The following is a 17817-nucleotide window of genomic DNA, read 5'->3' as shown; positions in this document are numbered from 1 at the left end:
AGGCTGCTGTGTCGAGGATCTTTGAGGAGGCATCCGCCATGTCACGTCCGCCGTTCCCGCCGTTCACCGAGGAGAGCGCCCGGCTCAAGGTCCAGGCCGCCGAGGACGCCTGGAACACGTGCGACCCCGACCGGGTCGCGATGGCGTACACGGAGGACACGGTCTGGCGCAACCGCGCCGAGTTCGTGACCGGGCGCGACGAGGTGAGGGCGTTCCTGCGGCGCAAGTGGGACAGGGAGCTGGACTACGCGCTGCGGAAGGAGTTGTGGGGCGTGCTCGGGAACCGCATCGCGGTGCGGTTCCAGTACGAGTGCCACGACGCTTCCGGGCAGTGGTGGCGCAGCTACGGGAACGAGCAGTGGGAGTTCGACGAGGCGGGGTTGATGCGGCGCAGGGAGGCCAGCATCAACGACGTGCGGATCACGGAGTCGGAGCGCCGCATCTTCGGCACCCGCCCGGAGTTGGAGCACGGCGTGGACGTACTACCGCTCAGGTGAGATAGCGCAGCCAGAGGTAGGGCGTCGACAACGCCACGGTGACGAACGTGACGACCAGCCCATACCGGGTGAACTGCCAGAAGGAGATGGGCGTGGCGTTTCGGGCGGCGATGCCGATGATCACCACATTGGCCGCCGCCCCCACCGCCGTCGCGTTACCGCCCAGGTCGGCTCCGATCGCCAGGGCCCACCAGAGCACCTGGGCGTGCTCGTTCCCGCCGTTGGCCTGGACGAGGTCGGCGACGATGGGGCTCATGGTGGCCACGTACGGGATGTTGTCGATCACCGCCGACAGCCCCGTCGAGGCCCACAGCAGCGACATCGTCGCCAGCCCGAGCTGCCCCTGCGTGGCCTGCGCCGCCGCCTTCGAGATCTCGCCGATGACGCCGGTCTCCACCAGTGCCCCCACCATCACGAACAGCCCCGCGAAGAACACCAGCGTCGGCCACTCCACCTCGCGAATGGCGTCCTCGGTCGTCACCCTCGTCGCCGCCACCAGCACGCCGGCTCCCAGCAACGCGACCACGCTCGGCTCGTAGTGCAGCACGGGATGCAGCACGAACGCCGCCATCACCAGCGCCAGCACGACCAGCGACTGCCACAGCAGCCGCCGGTCGGAGACGGCCTCACGCTCGTTCAGCGACATGATCTCGGCCGCGAGCTCGGGGTCGTACCTGAACGACTTCCTGAACAACCACCTGCACAACACCGCGAACACCGCCACCAGCACCACGATCAGCGGCGCCAGGTGTACGAGGAAGTCGTTGAAGGTCAGGCCGCCGCGGCTGGCGATGATGATGTTCGGCGGATCGCCGATCAGCGTGGACGCGCCGCCGATGTTCGACGCCATCGCCTCGGCGATCAGGTACGGCGCCACCGGCAACGCCAGCCGTTCACACACCAGGAACGTCACGGGCGCGATCAGCAGCACGGTCGTCACGTTGTCCAGCAGCGCCGACGCGCTCGCCGTGATCACCACGAGCAGCACCATCAGCCGGTACGGCCGCCCCCGGGCCCGCTTGGCCGCCCAGATCGCCAGGAACTCGAACACTCCGGTCTGTTTCAGCACGCCGACGATGACCATCATGCCGAGCAGCAGGAAGATCACGTTCCAGTCGATGCCGGCCCGCTCGTCGAAGAACGCGGCGCCGGCGTCGGTGGCGTGGATCAGCAACATGATCCCCGCCCCGCCCAGCGCCGCTGCCACGCGGTGCACCGTTTCGGTGGCGATCAGCGTGTACGCGCCCAGAAAGACGGCCACCGCCACCCACGCCGTGATCGTCACGCGCGCAACCTATCAACCACCAGCCGACGACCCGCACACCACCCGCACGGCGCCGTGGATCACCGCGTAAGCGTCACCGGAACCCCTACCGGGGTCGAGCTCTATCGGGGGACGCGAATCCACCGGGGATCGTCATAACGCTGCTCCACCCCATCCCCCGGCAGAAAATCGGGCGCCGTACACAACACGATCTCCTCCCGAACCTCCAGATACCGAATCAGCCCCGCCGCCACCGACAGCACCGCCTCGACCCCGCCACTCCCTTGCGGCATACGCCCTTCCAGCACCCCCACCACATCAGTGAGCCCGAACTCCTCAGGCAGCAACTCCGCCACCTCCCGGATGAAGCCCTCGGTCACCCGAGCGTGCACCATGACCGTCCCCTTCTCCGCCTCCGCCCCGGCCTGCCCCGACCCGCCACAACTCCCACAGCCACCCGTGTCGCGAGGATTGATGGAGATCTCCCCGGTGCCGAGACACATCACGCACCGGCCGTACTCGGCGGCGTGCCTCGCGGCGGCGTCCCGATCGGCCAGCGGCAGCCCGCAACTACAGGAGAAGGAGTTGTAGGTCCCTTCGGCATAGTCGTGAAAGGCGATCTCGTCGGGTGCGTCAACCCACCCGATGCTGATGACGTGCTCGTCCATAAGGGGTGTCAGCGCTCTCGTTTCCGGCGGTACGGATGCCACGAGGCACCCAAGATAGCCCGCCCCACCACGCCGGATCACCCATTCGCACAAACCCGTCACCCTCGGTGAGCACGATCGAGCTGCGGCTCCTCGTGCGGCCTGCCCTTCAGCTCATGGAACCCCGGAGTGCCCGCCACCAGCAGCGTCCCGTCCCACAGCCGGCCCGCCTGTTCCCCGGTCGGGAGACGCGAGACGACCGGCCCGAAGAACACCACCCGCTCGCCGCCGCCACGGGTGACCGCCACGATCGGGGTGCCCACGTGGTCACCGCCGATCAGAGCCATGCCCTCGGCGTGCGAAGCCCGCACGTCGCCGTCGTACGCGGCGCTCATCCCCGCCTCGGCCAGCTCGACCGGCAGCCCGGCCGTGGCCAGCGCCGTCCGCAGGTCGCCGAGCCAGTCGCCGGCGCCGGTCGTCCACAGGGCTGTGTACAGCCGGCCGAGCGCTTCCTGGCCGTGCTCGCGCAGGGTGGCCGCGCAGACGCGTACGGGGACCCAGAGATAGCCCTCCGGATCCCCTTCCGGATCGTCGTCGCGGCCCTCGTTGAGCACCGACAGGCTCATCAGATGCCAGCGCACCTCGACCTCCCGCACCTCCCGCACCTGCAGCAACCAGCGCGAGGTCAGCCAGGTGTAGGGGCAGGAGGGATCGAACCAGAAGTCGGCGATGTCCATCACCTCAGCATGCCACTCCCGATCTTCCCTACACCGGAACCAGAGCCCTCGAAGCCTCACGGCCCCTCAGCCCGGGCTTCTCCAGCAGACCGCCTTCTCTACAGTTGAGAAGTGCTGACAGCAGGCATCGACCTCGCCGCAGAACCCCCACGCACAGCCGTGGCCTGGCTTACCTGGTCATCCAACGGCGCCCAAGTCACCCGCCTCGAACTCGGGGCAAAAGATGACCTCCTCATCGAAGCCATCACCGCAGCCACCAAGACCGGCATCGACTGCCCCTTCGGCTGGCCGGTCAAGTTCATCGACTTCATCACCGCCCACCGAACAGGCCACGTCACAGTGCCCCAGGACGTACCCGCCCTGATCTGGCGCCACGACCTGACCCACCGCGTCACGGACCAGGCAGTGGAGGCCCGAACCGGCCGCCGCCCCCTGAGCGCCTCGGCCGACCGCATAGGCCACACCACGATGCGCTGCGCCGCCCTTCTCTCCACCCTCGCCGCCCAAGGCCACCCGGTGGACCGCCGCGGAACCGGCGCGGCCGTGGAGGTCTACCCGGCCGCCACCCTCAGACTCTGGAACCTCCCACACCAAAGCTACAAACGCCCCACCGAACTGAACGTGCTCGTAGACCGCCTCAAGAGAGAGGCCCCCTGGCTGGACCTGGCCGGCCACGAAGCCCTCTGCCGCACCTCCGCCGACGCCACCGACGCCGTCATCTGCGCCCTGGCCGCCCGCGCCGGCGCCCTCGGCCTCGCCACCACCCCACCCCCGGAACACTCGGAAACCGCAGCCGCCGAAGGCTGGATCGCCCTGCCCACCACACCCCTGAACGACCTCATCCAGGCGCCCTGACCAGCGCCGCTTCTGTCAGTCCCACCTGCCACCATGCCGAGATGACACCAGACAACGACTACGAAGCCCTCGCCGAAACAGGCGGTTGCATCACCTATGTCCGAGGCCTCACACCGAAGCAGGTCATCCTCAGACTCGGCGGCCACCCCGAGACTTTCACCTCGGCGTCGTTCCACGATCTGTACGACACCGTCCCCGGCTCGTCCGGAGCGCGCCTCGGCATCACATCCATCGGCGACTGGTCAATGATCGTCGAGATGAACTCGGAGTTCGGCCTCACCGGCAGCGTCATCACCCGCTTATCCGCCGGCACCCGCCTCGTCTCCCACTACTGCCTCGACACCAAAGCCCTCGACTACTTCTACTGGCTGGAGGACGGCGACCTCCGCTTCTGCTTCATCGCCCAGGAGGGCTACATGCAGCCCGTGCCCGACGAACTCGTACCGCTAATGCGCGAGATCGACACCCGCTACCCCAGCTTCCCCGACCCCCATGAAGGCCCGATGTTCGTCCTGGCCGAACACCTCACCGGCATCAACCTGACCCCGAGCCTCCTGGAACAGGCCACCTACCTCTCCGGCGTCGTCCCCGCCCAAGAGGAGGACCTCCTGACCTGGTGACCAGCAGCCGTCAGGCCCGACGAGGAGGAACCGCAGAGTCACGGCCGGCAGGAACGACCCAAGCGACATGGGCGCGGCGGACAAGCGAGGGGCCCGCCCGCCGCGCACTGTCACGCGATTCTCCCGCTCAGAATCAGCTCGAAGACCCGCCTCGCGGCAGCGGCCGCCATCCAGGCGGTCTCGTGCACGGTCTTCTCCGCGCGATCTGTACGCCGGACAAAGCCCTGTCCACCGGCAGCACACAGCTCGTACACCACCGCCTGGCAGCCGCAGGTGTGCACGGAAACCCGGATCCGCGGCACCCGCCGAGTCGGCGTGTACCAGGCCACCTGGGCGTGATCAGGTCGGGGCGGCTGGACGTGCCAGCCGTGATAGTCCGGAATCTCGTCGGAAGCGCTCACCAGGTCCTCCCCTCGAAGATCTCGACGAGGTTCCTGAGCGCCAAGTCGACCCGCGCCACGACGAGCCTGCGCACGTGATCGCCTTCATCCGGCAGCCGATATCCGTGCCTCTCCAACACAGCCCGCACTTCCGCCACCAGCAGGGGCGTGAACCGAACTTCTGTGGTTGTGTTTCCCATGGGTCGGACCTCCTACGTCCGATCAAGGGCCCGTCTCGACGGTCGCATCGCTGAGGCGGGCCCGTTGACTTTGATGAAAACGTCCTTTTACCAGCACGTACGTCCCGTATCCAACGTGCGGTCCTGGCAGAACGTCCTTACTGTGTGTCGCGTGACGATTGATCAGCTCGATCCCATACCGATCTACGAGCAACTCGCGCAGATCATCAGGGAACGTATAAAAGCCGGCGACCTGGAGGAGCGGCACGTGGTGCCCTCGGAGAGCTCCCTGCAGCAGGAGCACGGCATCGCCCGCGGGTCCGTACGGCGCGCGATGGAAGTGCTCCGGGAGGAAGGCTGGGTTGTTACGATCCAGGGCCGCGGCACGTTCGTAGCCCCGAAGGTGGCTTGGCCGGAGAGGTGATGGCGCCCCGCCAGCAGCAGGCTGTGGCAAGGCAAAGCCTGGGACTCACTTAGCCACGGCTTGCTCGTAGGTTCGACATCGGACTGCACTGCGGCCACCAGCAGAGGTGTGAACCGAACTTCTGTGATGACCTTCCTCAAGGGTTGACCTCCTGCTTCGAGCGCAGCGGCAGGCCCTGGCAAGCATCAGAGCCGCATAGAGCGGGCTCGTCGTCGTGACGCGGAAGGCCTGGCCCTTGCCAGGGATGAAGGGGAACTACGAAGCAGGCTCGCATGTCTACCCTTGTCCATAGGCAGAGGCAAACGTTAGGGGGTAAGGGCGGGCTCCTACAGTTCTGGGTATGGAGGATGAGTGGCAGTTTGATCCCACGAGCCCCAAATCAGCGCAGATAGCTGAGGAAGTGGAGAGGCGCATACGGGCAGGAGAGTATCCGCCGAAGCATCCCATTTACGAGGTGCGCCTCGTGCAGGAGTTCGGGGTGGCGCGTGAGACCGCCCGTAAGGCCACGATGATTCTTCGGGGACGAGGGCTCATCTTCACCGTGCGCGGTATGGGCAGCTTTGTGGCGGAGTCCAGCCAATGGGCTGACTAGTCTGTCCCCACGGATGCCTTGGTCAAAGCTGCAACGCAGGATGTTTGAGCCGGTCTACTGCCGTGCATTGTAGGAGCCCTCGTCCAGTTGGTTTCTCACTTATCGAGAAGCTGCCCTACAGCTGCGTCTTCGTGCCCTCTTCCTCGCCGGCGCCATGCAGCGGCTCCTCGGTTCGCAGGTCGTTCCAGTCATAGCCACAATCGGCGCAAGGAACACCTTCGAAGGTGTAACGAGGGACGAGCTCCAGATCGCACACTCGTTCCTCCTGGGAACGTGCATGGTAAGCCGTTGCCTTGCTGATCGCGCTGGTCATATCGGAAGCCTCCACGACCCACGTGTAAGGTTCCTCACCATCCTCACGCTCAGAGCCGGCGATAGTGACAGTGAATGCTTTGAGTCGCCCTACTCCGCCGGCAGCTTTGTCGCGAGTGGCATCGAGGCCGTCGCCGAGTGCTTCTTGTATGGCCGCAGGTTACGCCAAGTGGCCACGCTGAGAGATGCCGCTTCCGAACTGCCCCGTCCCGCAGGGAGGCGGCACCCGTCCTGAGCAGTCATTTGGTCCAATAGCTTCGGTGCTGCCGAACGTATCGGAGGTCGATGGAGTGCTTCGGGTGAGTTCTCAGCGCACCGATGGCTTGCCCGGTTTTGGCATCTATGACCTTCAGATCATCGGTCAGGTAGATTGCGCCGTAATCGAATCGTAGGTGGTCGTTGGGGCAGAGACAGAGCGCGTTCTCCTCGCGGTCCGGGCCGTTGTGCGGCTCGCCTAGACCCTGGATATGGGCGACTTCGCTGGCAGGGCCACCGGGCAACTCGATTGTTGTGTGGCAGACCTGGCAAACATTGTTGTGCCACTTCTTGATATTTCTCACCACGCTTGCTTTCCGATTCAGCTGCCTCGTGACTCGCTCGGTGCGACTCACGGGATCCGCAGTGGCGGATTTCAACTCCGGATCGTCGGCGCCGATGTCTTGTGGCCTATCAAGTAGGGTCTCTGCGTCGGTGATTTTCTCTAAGCGAAACTGAAGCACGCGAAATCCGTCATCGCGTTTTTTGAACCAGTGTCGCACTACACGGTATAAACCGTCGTATCGATAGCCTTTAGTGGGGGAGAATTTGGATTTCGCCTTGTATCCGCGGATCACTCGTACCGGCAGTCGCTCCATTTGGCTTCTGGCGAGGCCTGCGTTGCCCTCGATCAACTCCTGGTCGGCTACCTGGCGTCTGTCCTCTTGCCCGCCATGTCCTGTATAGATTATAATATCCCCTTCATCTCGATCATCCGAGTATCCGCCGTTTAGCACGATGGCATCAGCGCCTTCATCTTCCGTGCCGGAGATCCCGTTCTGGTTGTGTGCGTGGAGCCCGGCAAGACGCAGAGCTTTTCGGCTGACGTAAGGCGTGCCTTCGGGGTTGCCGGGGATCTCGCCGAATGTCCTGATATATGCCACTGCATGATCATGCCATTTGGGCGCGGTGGAGGAGACGGTGACACTGATGTCGGCCCGCTCGCCCAAGCTCGGCCAAGCACTGCGCCAGGCGAAGCGGGACGGGCTGCACTACCTGGTGCTGGACGGCACCCTGATCTGCACCGAGCAGATCAAGGCCCGACCGGCCGTACTTCTCCGGCAAGCACCGCGTGCACGGCATGAACATCCAGGTCATCGCCTCACCAGATGGGGCGATCCTGCGGACCTCCGGCGCTCTGCCCGGCAAGGCCCACGATCTGACCGCCGCCCGCATCTGGGGCATCCTGCGCGCGCTGGAACAAGCCGGGATCATCACCCTGGCCGACAAGGCGTATCAGGGAGCCGAGGGCTCGGTGCTCACCCCGTACAAGGGCAGGGGAAAGCCCGAGTCCCAGAAGCAGGCCAATTGCTCCCACGCCAAGCTTCGCGGATCCGGCGAACGCGCAAACGCCCAGCTCAAAAGCTGGAAGATCCTCCGAAAGCTCCGCTGTAGCCCGTCAAAGGCCGGCGACCTCTGCAAGGCCATCGCCGTCCTTCAAACCATTGCGTCACTCAAGCCGTGTGAGCCTGAAATAGGTTCCAGGATGGTCGAAGCATGGAGTATTCAACTCCCCGCCGAGCCGCCGGAACCGAGAGTGTGATGCTGGCGATGATAGCGAAGATGCTCACGATCAACATCATGCTTCAGCACAAGCTTACCGATTGTCTCGCCATCCGTCCGATCAATTACGCTGTAATCATCCTCAATGGTGATCGCCCCATATTTAAAAAGGTCTCGATGGTTGGGGCACAGGCAAAGCATATTGTCTTTGCTATCAGGCCCCAAGTGAGGCTGCTCTCGCCCACGGATATGCACGGTGGCGGCAATGCGTAGGCCGCCTGGTACTTCTAGCACGGTGCCGCATACCTGACATGCATGGTCGTAAACTTGCTTTAGTTCCGTCGCGATCAGCCTGTCCGCATAGACTCCTGGAGCGACCTCTTCCCTACGCCCGGGGGAAAGTTTGCGACTCAGATGGCGTGCCTTAGTCTTTTTGGGCGACCCGTCATCTATCTGCTCAAGCCGGAACTGGAGGACGGTAGGCCCATCGACGCCGCGTTTGGTCCAGTAATCGGCTACCGTGAAGATCCCGTCGTAACTATAGCCAGCTGGCGGCGAGAAATTCTTGTGGCCCCCAGCACCACGAACGACCCGAACTGGCAGTCCAGTCATAATGCTCTTGATGAGAGCAGCATTGCCCGAGTCGTCTGCCGACTGGTCTTTGACCTGCACGCCAGTATTAGGATCACGCCCACCATGTCCGGTGTAGATGATCACATCCCCGTAATCCTCATCGTCCTTGTAGCCGCCCGAAACGACGATGGACTCGGCGCCGCCTCGCTCAGCAGTGCCGCAGATGCCTGCCTGCAACGGGCGGTGAACACCTGCGTCGTGCAGAGCTCGACGGCTCTCGAAAATGGTCCCCGGTCGGATCCCTTCGATGACACCGTAAAACTCTTTTGTCGTGATACGTTGCTGGCTTTTATGTGCGCAGTTACGCACCAAGGCGAGTTGCGCTGCAAAGTTCGACTCGCGCTTCTGCGGGATAGGAAGGCCCTTATCCCGCAACGACTCGCGCGCATGTTGGAAAATTGTATCCAGCTCTAGAAACTCAGGCTGTTCCGGGATTCCATTGCTAATGAGATGTATGAGCTCACCAGTGAAGGCTGTATAGGTGTCGAGACCGCCGAGCGCTGTCTTATTTTCGGCCGTCGCCGTCATCAAGTATGTGCCGGTAACACGGGCATTATTAGCGACACGCTCCGTGCTATCTTCGGCGCCCATTAGCGATAGAGCAAGACCACTGTAGCAACAGTCTAGGATGACGATTTTGCGCCGTGCGCGACTCGCTCGCAGCTCGTTTCGTACCGTGTCATAGGCCACCGCACTGTACATGCGGTCCTTATGCGAGTCTACTAGAGTGAGATACAGATCACTCTCCACGGAATGCATCAATCCATGGCCGGCGAAGTACACGATAAGAGTATCTTTCGCCTCTTCTCGAGCCTGCCACAGTGGATCCATCATGGCATCTACCGTGGTGGGATTATGGACAATCGTGCAGTGTTCCGCCGGCAGTCCCCACAGGTCGGATCTTTGAAGGAGACCGCCCAATGTCGTCAGGTTGTTTTCAACGGCAGGGAGAGACGCTAGATAGGTGTACTTGCTCGTGCCAATCAGCACGGCACGCGAAGTTAAGGGATCGGGGAGATTCAATCGTTCTCCTCCAACGCCTTGAGAATCTGAACCACGAGTTCCGACTCCGCTTCAGATACCACGACAGTGGTCCCCCCACGTTCAATGGTCACCTGTGGGCGATGCTGCCGCGTTCCACGCCACTGCGATAGCGCCTCGATGAAGGCGGGCCATTGCAATGCGCTTGTCACGGCCAGTGCGATGAGATCGAGAGTGTCACCCATCTCACCAGGCTCCGGATCCTTAGACTGCAGGCGCACATCCATATAGTCAAGAGCATCGAGGTCCCTCGTCAGCCAATTGTAGAGCGACCGGAGTTCCTGCTCGGCAAAATCTCCGCTCATCCGAAGCTTCACCGTTTCATCCATCACAATCCCCACCAATCCACGACGAATCCTCATCCGGGATACTACCGGCACCCACCTCACATGAGCATCAAAACGAGAAAAACGGGCACCTCGCGCAACCCGGCAGTCAGACAGGCTGCGTGACGGCGTCTTCGAGCGTCCACGACGCAGGCGCGATGGCCCTAACATCCTCCCAAATGCAACTACGTATGTCTGTGACAAGGTTGTATTCTGGCAGGCTGGTCGACGCTAGCGCTGCAGGTGATCCCGTGAACATGAAACTGAAGGGGATCTGTGACCAGGAAATACGAGAACGGTTCACCTGGCTCACTGCCAATCGCGCCGAATTTCTTTGAGGTCGGTGGCGTGCACGATGGCTTCTTCGGAGATCAGGCCGCGTAGACAGTCCCGGTCCTGTGGCTCTCGGTGATCACTGCCTGCTTAGTGCCGAGGCGGCTACAGGTTGTACCGGCGGGTGATCTCCAGCGCCTGCTGCTCAGGTACCTCGGCTGGGGTGCGTGTGATCAGCCATCGGAGATCGTTCGGCATGGTTTCGCTCGCATGCATGACCCGCCCCTTGTGGCGATCAAGCTCGCCGTCGAAGGCTTTCGCAACCGGCCCCGTCCAGACCTTGCCGGTGTGGAAGTTCTTGAAGGGCGTATCGAGCGCGTTTCTCATCTCATGGAGTAGGGGCTCGATCGTCTTCAGCGTGTCCTGCAGCACCTCACGCAGCGGATTTGGCACCATCTCGGGCATCGGCTCAGCTCCACGTCTTCTGGGAGGGGTTGGAGGACGGCGTGCCGGTGACGGCGAGGAGTTTCGGAGCTATCAGCTTCAGGAACGCCACCATGTCGCCGGCGCTATCCCTGCCGGTGGATCCTTGACCGAGGTCGACCAAGAGGCGCGCCTTTCCCCTGACGAGAATCGCGGCGATGTGCGTTTCCTGCTCGGGGTCCTTGATGTAGACCCCGTAGCCGTCGGGCACGATCGCAGGTAGCGGCTTCCCGCCGTCTTTGAGGTACTCATCGACCTGGCCGCGGATCCCCCCGGTATCGAGGGTGATACGCAGTAGCTGTACCCGTTCACCTGCCGGCTGGTACAGGCCGCAGGTGCCGTGGCCGGCCTCGTCGCGCGGCTCCGTGAGAGCGCCAACCACGATGGGATCGCGCACACCTGTCATCAACCTGGCCGCAGCCTGCGGTACGTGGTTGCAAAGGTAAGGAGGGCCGGCCACTGACGGCAGAGGAGCTGTGTCCACGGCCAGCGGCCTGCCCTGCTGGCATGCCGCTATCAAGATCAGTGCGCAGGCGAGGAGGCCAGCCATCCGTGCGAGGGGTTCATGACTTCTCGAACGGATCCAGCCTTCGACCTTTCGCATGGCGTTCAGGGCTGAGGCGTCCAGTCCAACTTTCTCCATCGCAGGCCGGGGCAGCGGCTCGTTCCTGCGGAGCAATTCTCCAGCACGGCCCATCGCTTTCTCGAACTGGTCTATCAAGACGGGCGGATCCTGGAGAGCTTCTCGCCGAACGGCTTCGGCGATAGATCGCTCGGCTGCGTCATGGGGATTTCCAGCATCTTCGGGGAACAAGTCCGGACCGCTGATCAGCCTAACCTCAGCCCGGTATTGAGCCGAGGATGATTGTGGTATCGGTATGGCGATCGCATTTGCCGCCAATAGTGCGAGAGCCGCTGCGCTACAGGGCGAAACACCGCTTCACGGATGCAGTTCCCCTTTTCATCCGCAGGAGCGGGGTCGACAGTAGCGCCACTGCCTCCTCCGCATACTGCCATGTGGGCGCCGTTGTTCTTTGGGTGGCTAATCGGTGAAGTTGAATTCCCCCGCGTGGACGCCGGCCAGGAAGGCCTGCCACTCGGCCTGGGTGTAGATGATGACGGCGTCCTGGTGCTTGCTGTGTCGGACGGCCACCCTGCCCGAGCCGTCCTGAAGCGGACCGGCCTCGACGCAGTTTCCGCCGCCGTCGGCGCTGAATGTGCTGATGTGCCAGGCGATCTCGGGGGTGGTCATGATCGAGTGGCTCCGTCCCTAGACGTTGGCGAGGCTCTCCGTGACCGTTGCGATCAGCTTCAGCGAGTCCTCGGTGCTGAGAGCTTTGCGTCGTATGCGGTCGTATTTCAGCTTAAGCCTGTCGGCGGCATCTCCCTCGACGTAGATCGCGCCGGCCGGGGTTGGGACGTACGCGACCGCAGGGAAGGGGTGGGCGAGTTGGAAGATGCGGAAGGCGCCGTCCGGGCTGGCGTGGGCTCCCGCGGCGAGCGGTAGGACGCGTATCTCGACGTCGGCGGTCAAGGCGTACTGCGCGAGGTATGTCAGCTGGTCGCGCATGATCTCCGGCCCGCCGATCGAGCGGCGGAGTACGTATTCGTCCAGGATCGTGGAGAGGTGTGGGCCGTCGTCGGTCAGGATCTCCTGTCTGGTGCGGCGGAACTCCAGCCAGCGCTCGACCTGCTCGTCGGTCGCGTCCGGGTCCTCCGCGCGAATGATGGCTTCCATGTAGGCGGGTGTCTGGAGTAGGCCGGGGAGCACCAGGGCGTCGAAGGACGTGATGCTCTCGGCGCGGGCCTCCAGCCAGGCGTAGTCCACGATGCCATGGGACACGTCTCCCGAGTAGTCGTCCCACCAGCCGTTCTGCCATACGTCGCGGCTCAGGCGGACCAGGCCGTCGCGTTCCTGGGGTGCAGTGACGCCGTACAGGTCGAGGAGGGCGAGCACGTCGGAGGTGCGGGCCGGGTACAGGCCGGCCTCGAAGCGACTGACCGTTGAGCCGTCGCGTTGGAGGTACTCCCCGGTCTCCTTGAGCGTGAGGCCCGCGTGTTCGCGTAGTTCTCGCAGATGCTTACCGAGCCACTGGGCCCGAAGCGTCACCCCGCGCTTCCCGCTCATGCTCACCACCTTGATCGGCTGTCCCGAAGGTTACACCTGCACCATGCATCTCAGAGGTGTGCAGGTTTTCGCTGTGCAAGTTTGCACAGCGCATGTCAATATCGAGCTGGTTGCTCTGCGTGACAGGACGCCTGCGGACTGGTGGATGGGTGCTGCCGTGTGACGGTGGAAGGGGCGGGCGATGAACGGGATGACGTGGCGGGGCGACTTTCCCGGCGAGTGCGAGCAGTTGGCGAACGTGCGGCGGATTGCCGGCGCGCTGCTTGAACACTCGCAAGTTCGCGATGATGCGATCGCGTGTCTGGTCGAGCTGGCCGGCAACGCGATTCTGCACAGCAGGTCGGCGCGGGGTGTCTTCACTGTCGGCATTTGGTCGGCCGAGGGTGTGGCGCGGGTCGCGGTGCAGGATGCCGGGGGTTGGGATGAGCCTGTGGTTCGGTCGGGTGGGGAGGAGCTTCTGGCGGAGGGAGGGCGAGGGCTGGCTATCGTCGTCGCGCTTGCCGACAGGCTCGGGGTCGCGAGGGATGAGGATGGACGGGTGGTGTGGGCGGATCTGTCATGCGGTGGTGCTCAGGGCGGTGGCGTGCTGTGGGGAGAGGTTCCGCTGCTGGAGGCGGTCTGTGGGCGCTGCCGGCTCATCACAAGGCGGTCGTCGCAGACTGTTTTCTCGGCGGTGGATTGGAAGGGCTGATCGGGTTATTGCTCGCCGGTTGTCAGCAAGATCGGTTTGAGGTGGCGGACGAACTCGATGGCGTCCGCGCGGTGGTCGCGTCCGGGGGCGCCGGGTGTGATCCAGATGGAGAGGCGGCGGCGGGTGTCGGGGGTCCAGGCGTAGGCGTACGTGCGCAATCCGTTGTCGCCCTCGATCTGCGCGGTGTAGCCGGGGCCGAGGTCGGCCGGCAGGTCCACCCCGCGATCGTGTTGTTTCGTGCCTTCCAGCTCCTCCAAAGTCAAGGCCGACGGGTCGTCGAGGGTGATCGACAGCTCCGCTCCGATGTCGTCACCCCCCTGCTTGCGGACGACGCAGCGGTCGAAACGTTCTCCCGGACGGCTTCCTGTGGCGAGGAAGTCATCGAGGCCGGTGACTCGCGCGATGGCCTGTCTGGAGATCAGACCGCACTCCAGCGGTTGCGCCGTCACGTCTCCCAGAGGGCGCGTGTCGGGAGGTGGCGGAGAGGAACAACCCGAGATCGAAAGGGCCACTGCTGCGAGCAGCGCGGGGATTGCTGTTCTCATCAACCTTGTCCTCCCGTGCGGGCCGCTTGGGCGAAGCCCTCTTGCACGGCGTTGGAAGGATCGCGGAAGACGGCTCCGGTGTCCGGATGGGTGATCCATTCCGTGTACGCCTCGCGTTGCTCCTCGGTCATCTTGCCCCATGGGATGATTTTGTCGCCGTCCATGAAGTCGCCTGCCGAGCCGCGCGGGAAATTCACGGAAGCATGCGGGTGTGTTCTCGCGGGCACCTCTTTGTCGCCGAAGAGCCCGTGTCGCGTCATCACGTCCGCCGTGATGTCGGTGAACATGTCAATGGTCTGGCCGATGGTCGAGGCGGCCTGACTGCGCGCCGCAGCTCCCTGCTTGCCGGTGAACTGGCCGTACACCTGAGCCTTGCCCTTGTCGAAGAGCATTCCGGCGATCGCCCCCTGAGGGCCGGGAACCAGATCGGCCACACTGGTCACGGCCTCCTTGAAGGCGCCGAACGCCTTGTCATGCTGATCCGCCTTCGTGATGTTGGCGATGTTCCCCGCGTCGGTGATCACATAGAAGGTGCGGCTGAGCCGGTCGATCGTCTGGCCGAAAATCGCTCCATCCGAGCTGGTCATTCGCTTCTCGAGAATCTCCTGACGCTGCTCGTTGATTTCGGCGGTCGTTGCCTCCGGATGGGTCCTGCGCCACTTCTCGAAATCGGCACGGTTCTGCTCGGCGATCTTGGCGGCCCGCTCGTCGAGCACTTCGATGCTGTACTGCCCTTGCGCCGTCACCACCGTCTTGAGCACGCCGAGGTCCGCGAAGGCCCACTTCATCACGCCCTTGAGGCCGTCGCGGTCGAACAGGGCGCCGAAGGGTTGCGTGCCCGCGAGGTTCGTGTCGGGGTCGCGGGTGACGACACCCGGTTTGTGTGCCACTCGGTCCCCCGAGGTGCGATTGACGTCGCTCATGTAGGAACTGAGGATGTTGCCCACGCTCTGGCGGGTGTTGCGGAGGTTGGATTGGACGGCGGGGTTGGACCAGAAGCGCATGGTCCAGGAGGCGATCAGGGCTGAGGTGTAGCCGCGGGACTGTCCCGGTGGCAGGTCATGGTCGCGGAACGTGGTCGTTGCGGCTTCGAGGGCGTGGCCGAGGTCGCTGTCGGTGGCCTCGTACCAGACGCGTTCGCGCATGAGGTAGTCGAGCGGCTTGCGCTTCGGGTCGGTGAAGAAGTCCTGGGCGGCCCGCGGGTTGTTGGCCAGTGCGGCGGCGACGGCGGCCATCGGGTCCTTGTAGGCGGCCGGGAGGTGGTTCGCCGGTTGGGTGGCGGGCATGATGTTGCGCCAGTAGAGGGAGTCCTGCGGCTGCGCGCGCTCGTGGTCGTAGACCTTGGTGGCGACCTCGCGCAGGAAGGCGTCGTCGAACTTGCCGGTGCGCAGGAGCTTGTTGAGGGCGAACGTGGTCTCCGGCGTGTCGAGATGCTTGAGCAACTGGTCGACGTACCCCTTGGGGAGCTTCATGTCGCTGGCGCCCCGCGAGGCGGTGCCGAGGATGGTGCTGAGGGCGGCGGACAGTTTGTCCAGCTCGGCGAGCACTTCCGGGTCGGCGCCCGAGGCCGTGTTCTGGCGGCGGTAGAGCGACGAGAGCAGCTGCTTGAGCTCATGCGGCGGCATCTGGGTGGCGAACGCGACCGCGAAGTACGGGTCGTCCTGGTGTTTGCGCAGCTCGTCAAGGGTTTTCTGGTCGATGGTGCCGTTCTTCATGCCGGTGCGCAGGGCGTCCGCGAGCCGCTTGGCCGTGGCGGCGCCGGCGGCAGGGGTGTCGGAGAGCCATTTCGACTCGTCCGCCCAGAGTGACCTCGACGCGTCGAGCGCGACCTTCTGTGCGGCCAGCATGAGATCGAGCCGGCGTTGCAGGTCGGGGACCTTCGCGCCGATCTGGTGGCCGACGTCGCGGGCCGTGCCCGGGCCGTACAGGGTGAGCTGAACAGTGTTCAACGCCTTGTCCACCTGGGCGCCCACCTCGGGGACGGTTCTGCTCAGCCGCTTCATCAACGAGATGAGCTGCGTCATCAGGGCCGGGTCGATGCCGAGTGGTGTCGGTTCTGGGCTCATCATGAGGCACCGTCCGGGCGGAGGGTGTCCAGCAGGCCGAGGGCGCGGGTGAACATGCCCTTGTACGTCTGGTCCCAGGTCTGGGCCTCGCGGGCCAGTTTGTCGGCGGCTGGGCCTTTCATCGCGCCGGCGTCGAGGAGATGGAGGAGGCCGCGGATGTCGCCGTCATGTTGATCGCGCAACCGTTCGATCTGCCGGCGAGCGGCGTCGATCTGCTCCTGCGTCGCCATCCTGGTCCCCTGCGGCTGCCGACGGGCGAGTTGACCATACGAAGCGTAACGAGGTCAGGGGGCGTGCAGCGGGAGTTCGGCGGGTTGTACACCGAAAAGGGCATGGAGACGCGGTGAAAGGGCGATACGGGTTGTTGCTATCTCAGATTATGGCTGTGCGTTATTGAGTGATTCCGTTCCGTGGTGTCTCTCGTTTCTTGAGCGTGCGGGTTTCCTCTGGGAGTGGACGGCGGGAGACTCCGGGTATGGATGCGAACCCGCTGGTGCGTCAGGTTCTGGATCAGATCGATGGGGACGATCCCCGAGTCAACGAGCTCGTCTCCGCGCTCGTCCGTCATCTGCACGCCTTCGTCGAGGAGGTGCGGCCGACGCCCGAGGAGTGGCTGGCGGGGCTTTCGTTCCTCGTTGAGACGGGGAAGATGTGCACGCCCGAGCGCAACGAGTTCATTCTGGTGTCCGACATGCTCGGGCTGACCAGTGCCGTGGATGACGTCAACAATGTCGGGCCGGCGAACATGACGCCGTCGTCTGTGGAGGGGCCGTTCCACTCGCCTGCTCCCGTGCGGGAGCTGGGCGATTGGGTGAGTGACGGGCCTGAGCGGGAGCGTGGGGTGCCTACCGTCGTGCACGGGCGGGTGTTCGACTGTGACGGGACGCCGCTCGCGGGGGCGACCGTGGAGGTGTGGCAGGCCAGTGATGCCGGTCTGTATGACAGTCAGGATGACGCGCAGGATCTTGGGAATCTGCGTGGGGTGTTCAGGGCCGATGGCGATGGGCGTTACTGGTTCCGGACTATTCGGCCGAGTAGTTATCCCGTTCCTACTGATGGCACGGGGGGTGTGTTGTTGCGGGCGATCGGGCGGCATCCGATGCGGCCTGCTCACCTGCACTATCGGGTCGCTGCCGAAGGGCATCGGCCGCTGATCACGCATGTGTTTCTGGCGGGGGATCCCTATCTGGGGTCTGATGCGGCGTACGCGGTGAAGGAGGAGCTCGTCCGTAGTCCGCGGGCGCGTACGGAGGGGTGGGGGATGGAGGTGCCGTACGAGGAGATCGAGTTCGATGTGAATCTGGTGCCGGTGGGATGGAAGGAGGGCGCCTGACGCCGCCGGTCGGGTTTGGGGGGTGGCGGGTCG

General features: G+C 64.1%; 23 protein-coding genes and 1 pseudogene. 8 read left to right on the top strand and 16 right to left on the bottom strand.

Annotation, left to right across the window (positions count from 1 at the left end; all coding sequences use genetic code 11):
• Positions 1–38 precede the first annotated feature (38 nt).
• The gene (locus tag AB0C27_RS35080) at positions 39–497 is read left to right on the top strand and encodes a nuclear transport factor 2 family protein (RefSeq protein WP_357853089.1); all 459 of its coding nucleotides are present in this window, start codon (positions 39–41) and stop codon (positions 495–497) included.
• On the opposite strand, the gene AB0C27_RS35075 is transcribed toward AB0C27_RS35080, so the two are convergent.
• The 3 genes from AB0C27_RS35075 to AB0C27_RS35065 all read right to left on the bottom strand — a co-directional run bounded on the left by AB0C27_RS35075 (position 490) and on the right by AB0C27_RS35065 (position 3145).
• Positions 490–1782, bottom strand: a complete 1293-nt coding sequence (locus tag AB0C27_RS35075; RefSeq protein ID WP_357853086.1) for an ArsB/NhaD family transporter — start codon at positions 1780–1782, stop codon at positions 490–492. The genes AB0C27_RS35080 and AB0C27_RS35075 overlap by 8 nt on opposite strands.
• A gap of 101 nt (positions 1783–1883) precedes the next feature.
• Positions 1884–2429: a hypothetical protein gene (locus AB0C27_RS35070; RefSeq protein WP_357853083.1), complete on the bottom strand. Its 546-nt coding sequence runs from the start codon at positions 2427–2429 to the stop codon at positions 1884–1886.
• 98 nt (positions 2430–2527) lie between these two features.
• Positions 2528–3145 carry a disulfide bond formation protein DsbA gene (locus AB0C27_RS35065; RefSeq protein WP_357853081.1) on the bottom strand — a complete coding sequence of 206 codons (618 nt, stop codon included), beginning with the start codon at positions 3143–3145 and terminating at the stop codon, positions 2528–2530.
• 111 nt (positions 3146–3256) lie between these two features.
• Between AB0C27_RS35065 and AB0C27_RS35060 the strand changes: the two genes are divergently transcribed.
• Positions 3257–4000 (top strand): DUF429 domain-containing protein, encoded by a 744-nt coding sequence (locus tag AB0C27_RS35060; RefSeq protein WP_357853078.1) that lies wholly within the window; start codon positions 3257–3259, stop codon positions 3998–4000.
• Positions 4001–4041: 41 nt separating this feature from the next.
• The gene (locus tag AB0C27_RS35055; RefSeq protein ID WP_357853075.1) at positions 4042–4620 is read left to right on the top strand and encodes a DUF6461 domain-containing protein; all 579 of its coding nucleotides are present in this window, start codon (positions 4042–4044) and stop codon (positions 4618–4620) included.
• A gap of 110 nt (positions 4621–4730) precedes the next feature.
• On the opposite strand, the gene AB0C27_RS35050 is transcribed toward AB0C27_RS35055, so the two are convergent.
• Together AB0C27_RS35050 and AB0C27_RS35045 are read right to left on the bottom strand one after the other, a co-directional pair.
• Positions 4731–5021 carry a hypothetical protein gene (locus tag AB0C27_RS35050; protein ID WP_357853072.1) on the bottom strand — a complete coding sequence of 97 codons (291 nt, stop codon included), beginning with the start codon at positions 5019–5021 and terminating at the stop codon, positions 4731–4733.
• Entirely contained in the window at positions 5018–5140 is a 123-nt protein-coding gene (locus tag AB0C27_RS35045; protein WP_357853069.1) for a hypothetical protein, read from the bottom strand. The genes AB0C27_RS35050 and AB0C27_RS35045 overlap by 4 nt, the downstream gene beginning before the upstream one ends.
• A 211-nt stretch (positions 5141–5351) precedes the next feature.
• Here AB0C27_RS35045 and AB0C27_RS35040 point away from each other — a divergent pair, with 211 nt between their 5' ends.
• The gene (locus AB0C27_RS35040; RefSeq protein WP_357853066.1) at positions 5352–5603 is read left to right on the top strand and encodes a GntR family transcriptional regulator; all 252 of its coding nucleotides are present in this window, start codon (positions 5352–5354) and stop codon (positions 5601–5603) included.
• Between the two features lie 340 nt (positions 5604–5943).
• Positions 5944–6195 (top strand): GntR family transcriptional regulator, encoded by a 252-nt coding sequence (locus AB0C27_RS35035; RefSeq protein WP_357853063.1) that lies wholly within the window; start codon positions 5944–5946, stop codon positions 6193–6195.
• 115 nt (positions 6196–6310) lie between these two features.
• Here AB0C27_RS35035 and AB0C27_RS35030 read toward each other — a convergent pair whose 3' ends face one another.
• Both AB0C27_RS35030 and AB0C27_RS35025 read right to left on the bottom strand, forming a co-directional pair.
• Positions 6311–6508, bottom strand: coding sequence for a hypothetical protein (locus tag AB0C27_RS35030; protein ID WP_357853060.1), 198 nt, complete (start codon positions 6506–6508; stop codon positions 6311–6313).
• A gap of 238 nt (positions 6509–6746) precedes the next feature.
• Positions 6747–7646 (bottom strand): YDG/SRA domain-containing protein, encoded by a 900-nt coding sequence (locus tag AB0C27_RS35025; RefSeq protein ID WP_357853057.1) that lies wholly within the window; start codon positions 7644–7646, stop codon positions 6747–6749.
• 25 nt (positions 7647–7671) lie between these two features.
• Between AB0C27_RS35025 and AB0C27_RS35020 the strand changes: the two are divergent.
• Positions 7672–8203: pseudogene (locus AB0C27_RS35020) on the top strand (transposase family protein); the annotation flags it as partial.
• Between the two features lie 65 nt (positions 8204–8268).
• Here the strand turns inward: AB0C27_RS35020 and AB0C27_RS35015 are convergent.
• The 6 genes from AB0C27_RS35015 to AB0C27_RS34990 all read right to left on the bottom strand — a co-directional run bounded on the left by AB0C27_RS35015 (position 8269) and on the right by AB0C27_RS34990 (position 13149).
• The gene (locus tag AB0C27_RS35015; protein ID WP_357853054.1) at positions 8269–9888 is read right to left on the bottom strand and encodes a YDG/SRA domain-containing protein; all 1620 of its coding nucleotides are present in this window, start codon (positions 9886–9888) and stop codon (positions 8269–8271) included.
• Between the two features lie 29 nt (positions 9889–9917).
• Positions 9918–10268: a hypothetical protein gene (locus tag AB0C27_RS35010; RefSeq protein ID WP_357853051.1), complete on the bottom strand. Its 351-nt coding sequence runs from the start codon at positions 10266–10268 to the stop codon at positions 9918–9920.
• A gap of 435 nt (positions 10269–10703) precedes the next feature.
• The gene (locus AB0C27_RS35005; protein WP_357853048.1) at positions 10704–11003 is read right to left on the bottom strand and encodes a hypothetical protein; all 300 of its coding nucleotides are present in this window, start codon (positions 11001–11003) and stop codon (positions 10704–10706) included.
• A gap of 4 nt (positions 11004–11007) precedes the next feature.
• Entirely contained in the window at positions 11008–11418 is a 411-nt protein-coding gene (locus AB0C27_RS35000; protein WP_357853045.1) for a hypothetical protein, read from the bottom strand.
• A gap of 645 nt (positions 11419–12063) precedes the next feature.
• Positions 12064–12273, bottom strand: coding sequence for a DUF397 domain-containing protein (locus AB0C27_RS34995; protein ID WP_357853042.1), 210 nt, complete (start codon positions 12271–12273; stop codon positions 12064–12066).
• Positions 12274–12291: 18 nt separating this feature from the next.
• The gene (locus tag AB0C27_RS34990) at positions 12292–13149 is read right to left on the bottom strand and encodes a helix-turn-helix transcriptional regulator (RefSeq protein ID WP_357853039.1); all 858 of its coding nucleotides are present in this window, start codon (positions 13147–13149) and stop codon (positions 12292–12294) included.
• Between the two features lie 181 nt (positions 13150–13330).
• Here AB0C27_RS34990 and AB0C27_RS34985 point away from each other — a divergent pair, with 181 nt between their 5' ends.
• Positions 13331–13840 (top strand): ATP-binding protein, encoded by a 510-nt coding sequence (locus AB0C27_RS34985; RefSeq protein ID WP_357853036.1) that lies wholly within the window; start codon positions 13331–13333, stop codon positions 13838–13840.
• A gap of 5 nt (positions 13841–13845) precedes the next feature.
• Here the strand turns inward: AB0C27_RS34985 and AB0C27_RS34980 are convergent, their stop codons facing one another.
• The 3 genes from AB0C27_RS34980 to AB0C27_RS34970 form a co-directional block, all read right to left on the bottom strand.
• Entirely contained in the window at positions 13846–14289 is a 444-nt protein-coding gene (locus AB0C27_RS34980; RefSeq protein WP_357853033.1) for a hypothetical protein, read from the bottom strand.
• Between the two features lie 95 nt (positions 14290–14384).
• Positions 14385–16451, bottom strand: a complete 2067-nt coding sequence (locus AB0C27_RS34975) for a DUF6571 family protein (RefSeq protein WP_357853030.1) — start codon at positions 16449–16451, stop codon at positions 14385–14387.
• Positions 16451–16681: a hypothetical protein gene (locus AB0C27_RS34970; RefSeq protein ID WP_346106565.1), complete on the bottom strand. Its 231-nt coding sequence runs from the start codon at positions 16679–16681 to the stop codon at positions 16451–16453. Before AB0C27_RS34970 ends, AB0C27_RS34975 begins: the two co-directional genes overlap by 1 nt.
• Positions 16682–16926: 245 nt before the next feature.
• Here AB0C27_RS34970 and AB0C27_RS34965 point away from each other — a divergent pair, with 245 nt between their 5' ends.
• Complete coding sequence (locus AB0C27_RS34965; RefSeq protein WP_357853027.1) at positions 16927–17784, top strand: dioxygenase; 858 nt, start codon at positions 16927–16929, stop codon at positions 17782–17784.
• Positions 17785–17817: the final 33 nt, after the last annotated feature.

It is taken from the genome of Nonomuraea sp. NPDC048882 (genome assembly GCF_040649755.1).
Lineage (GTDB): Bacteria > Actinomycetota > Actinomycetes > Streptosporangiales > Streptosporangiaceae > Nonomuraea > Nonomuraea maheshkhaliensis.
The sequence above is the reverse complement of the archived record's forward strand: the minus strand, read 5'-3'. Positions and strand labels throughout refer to the sequence as shown.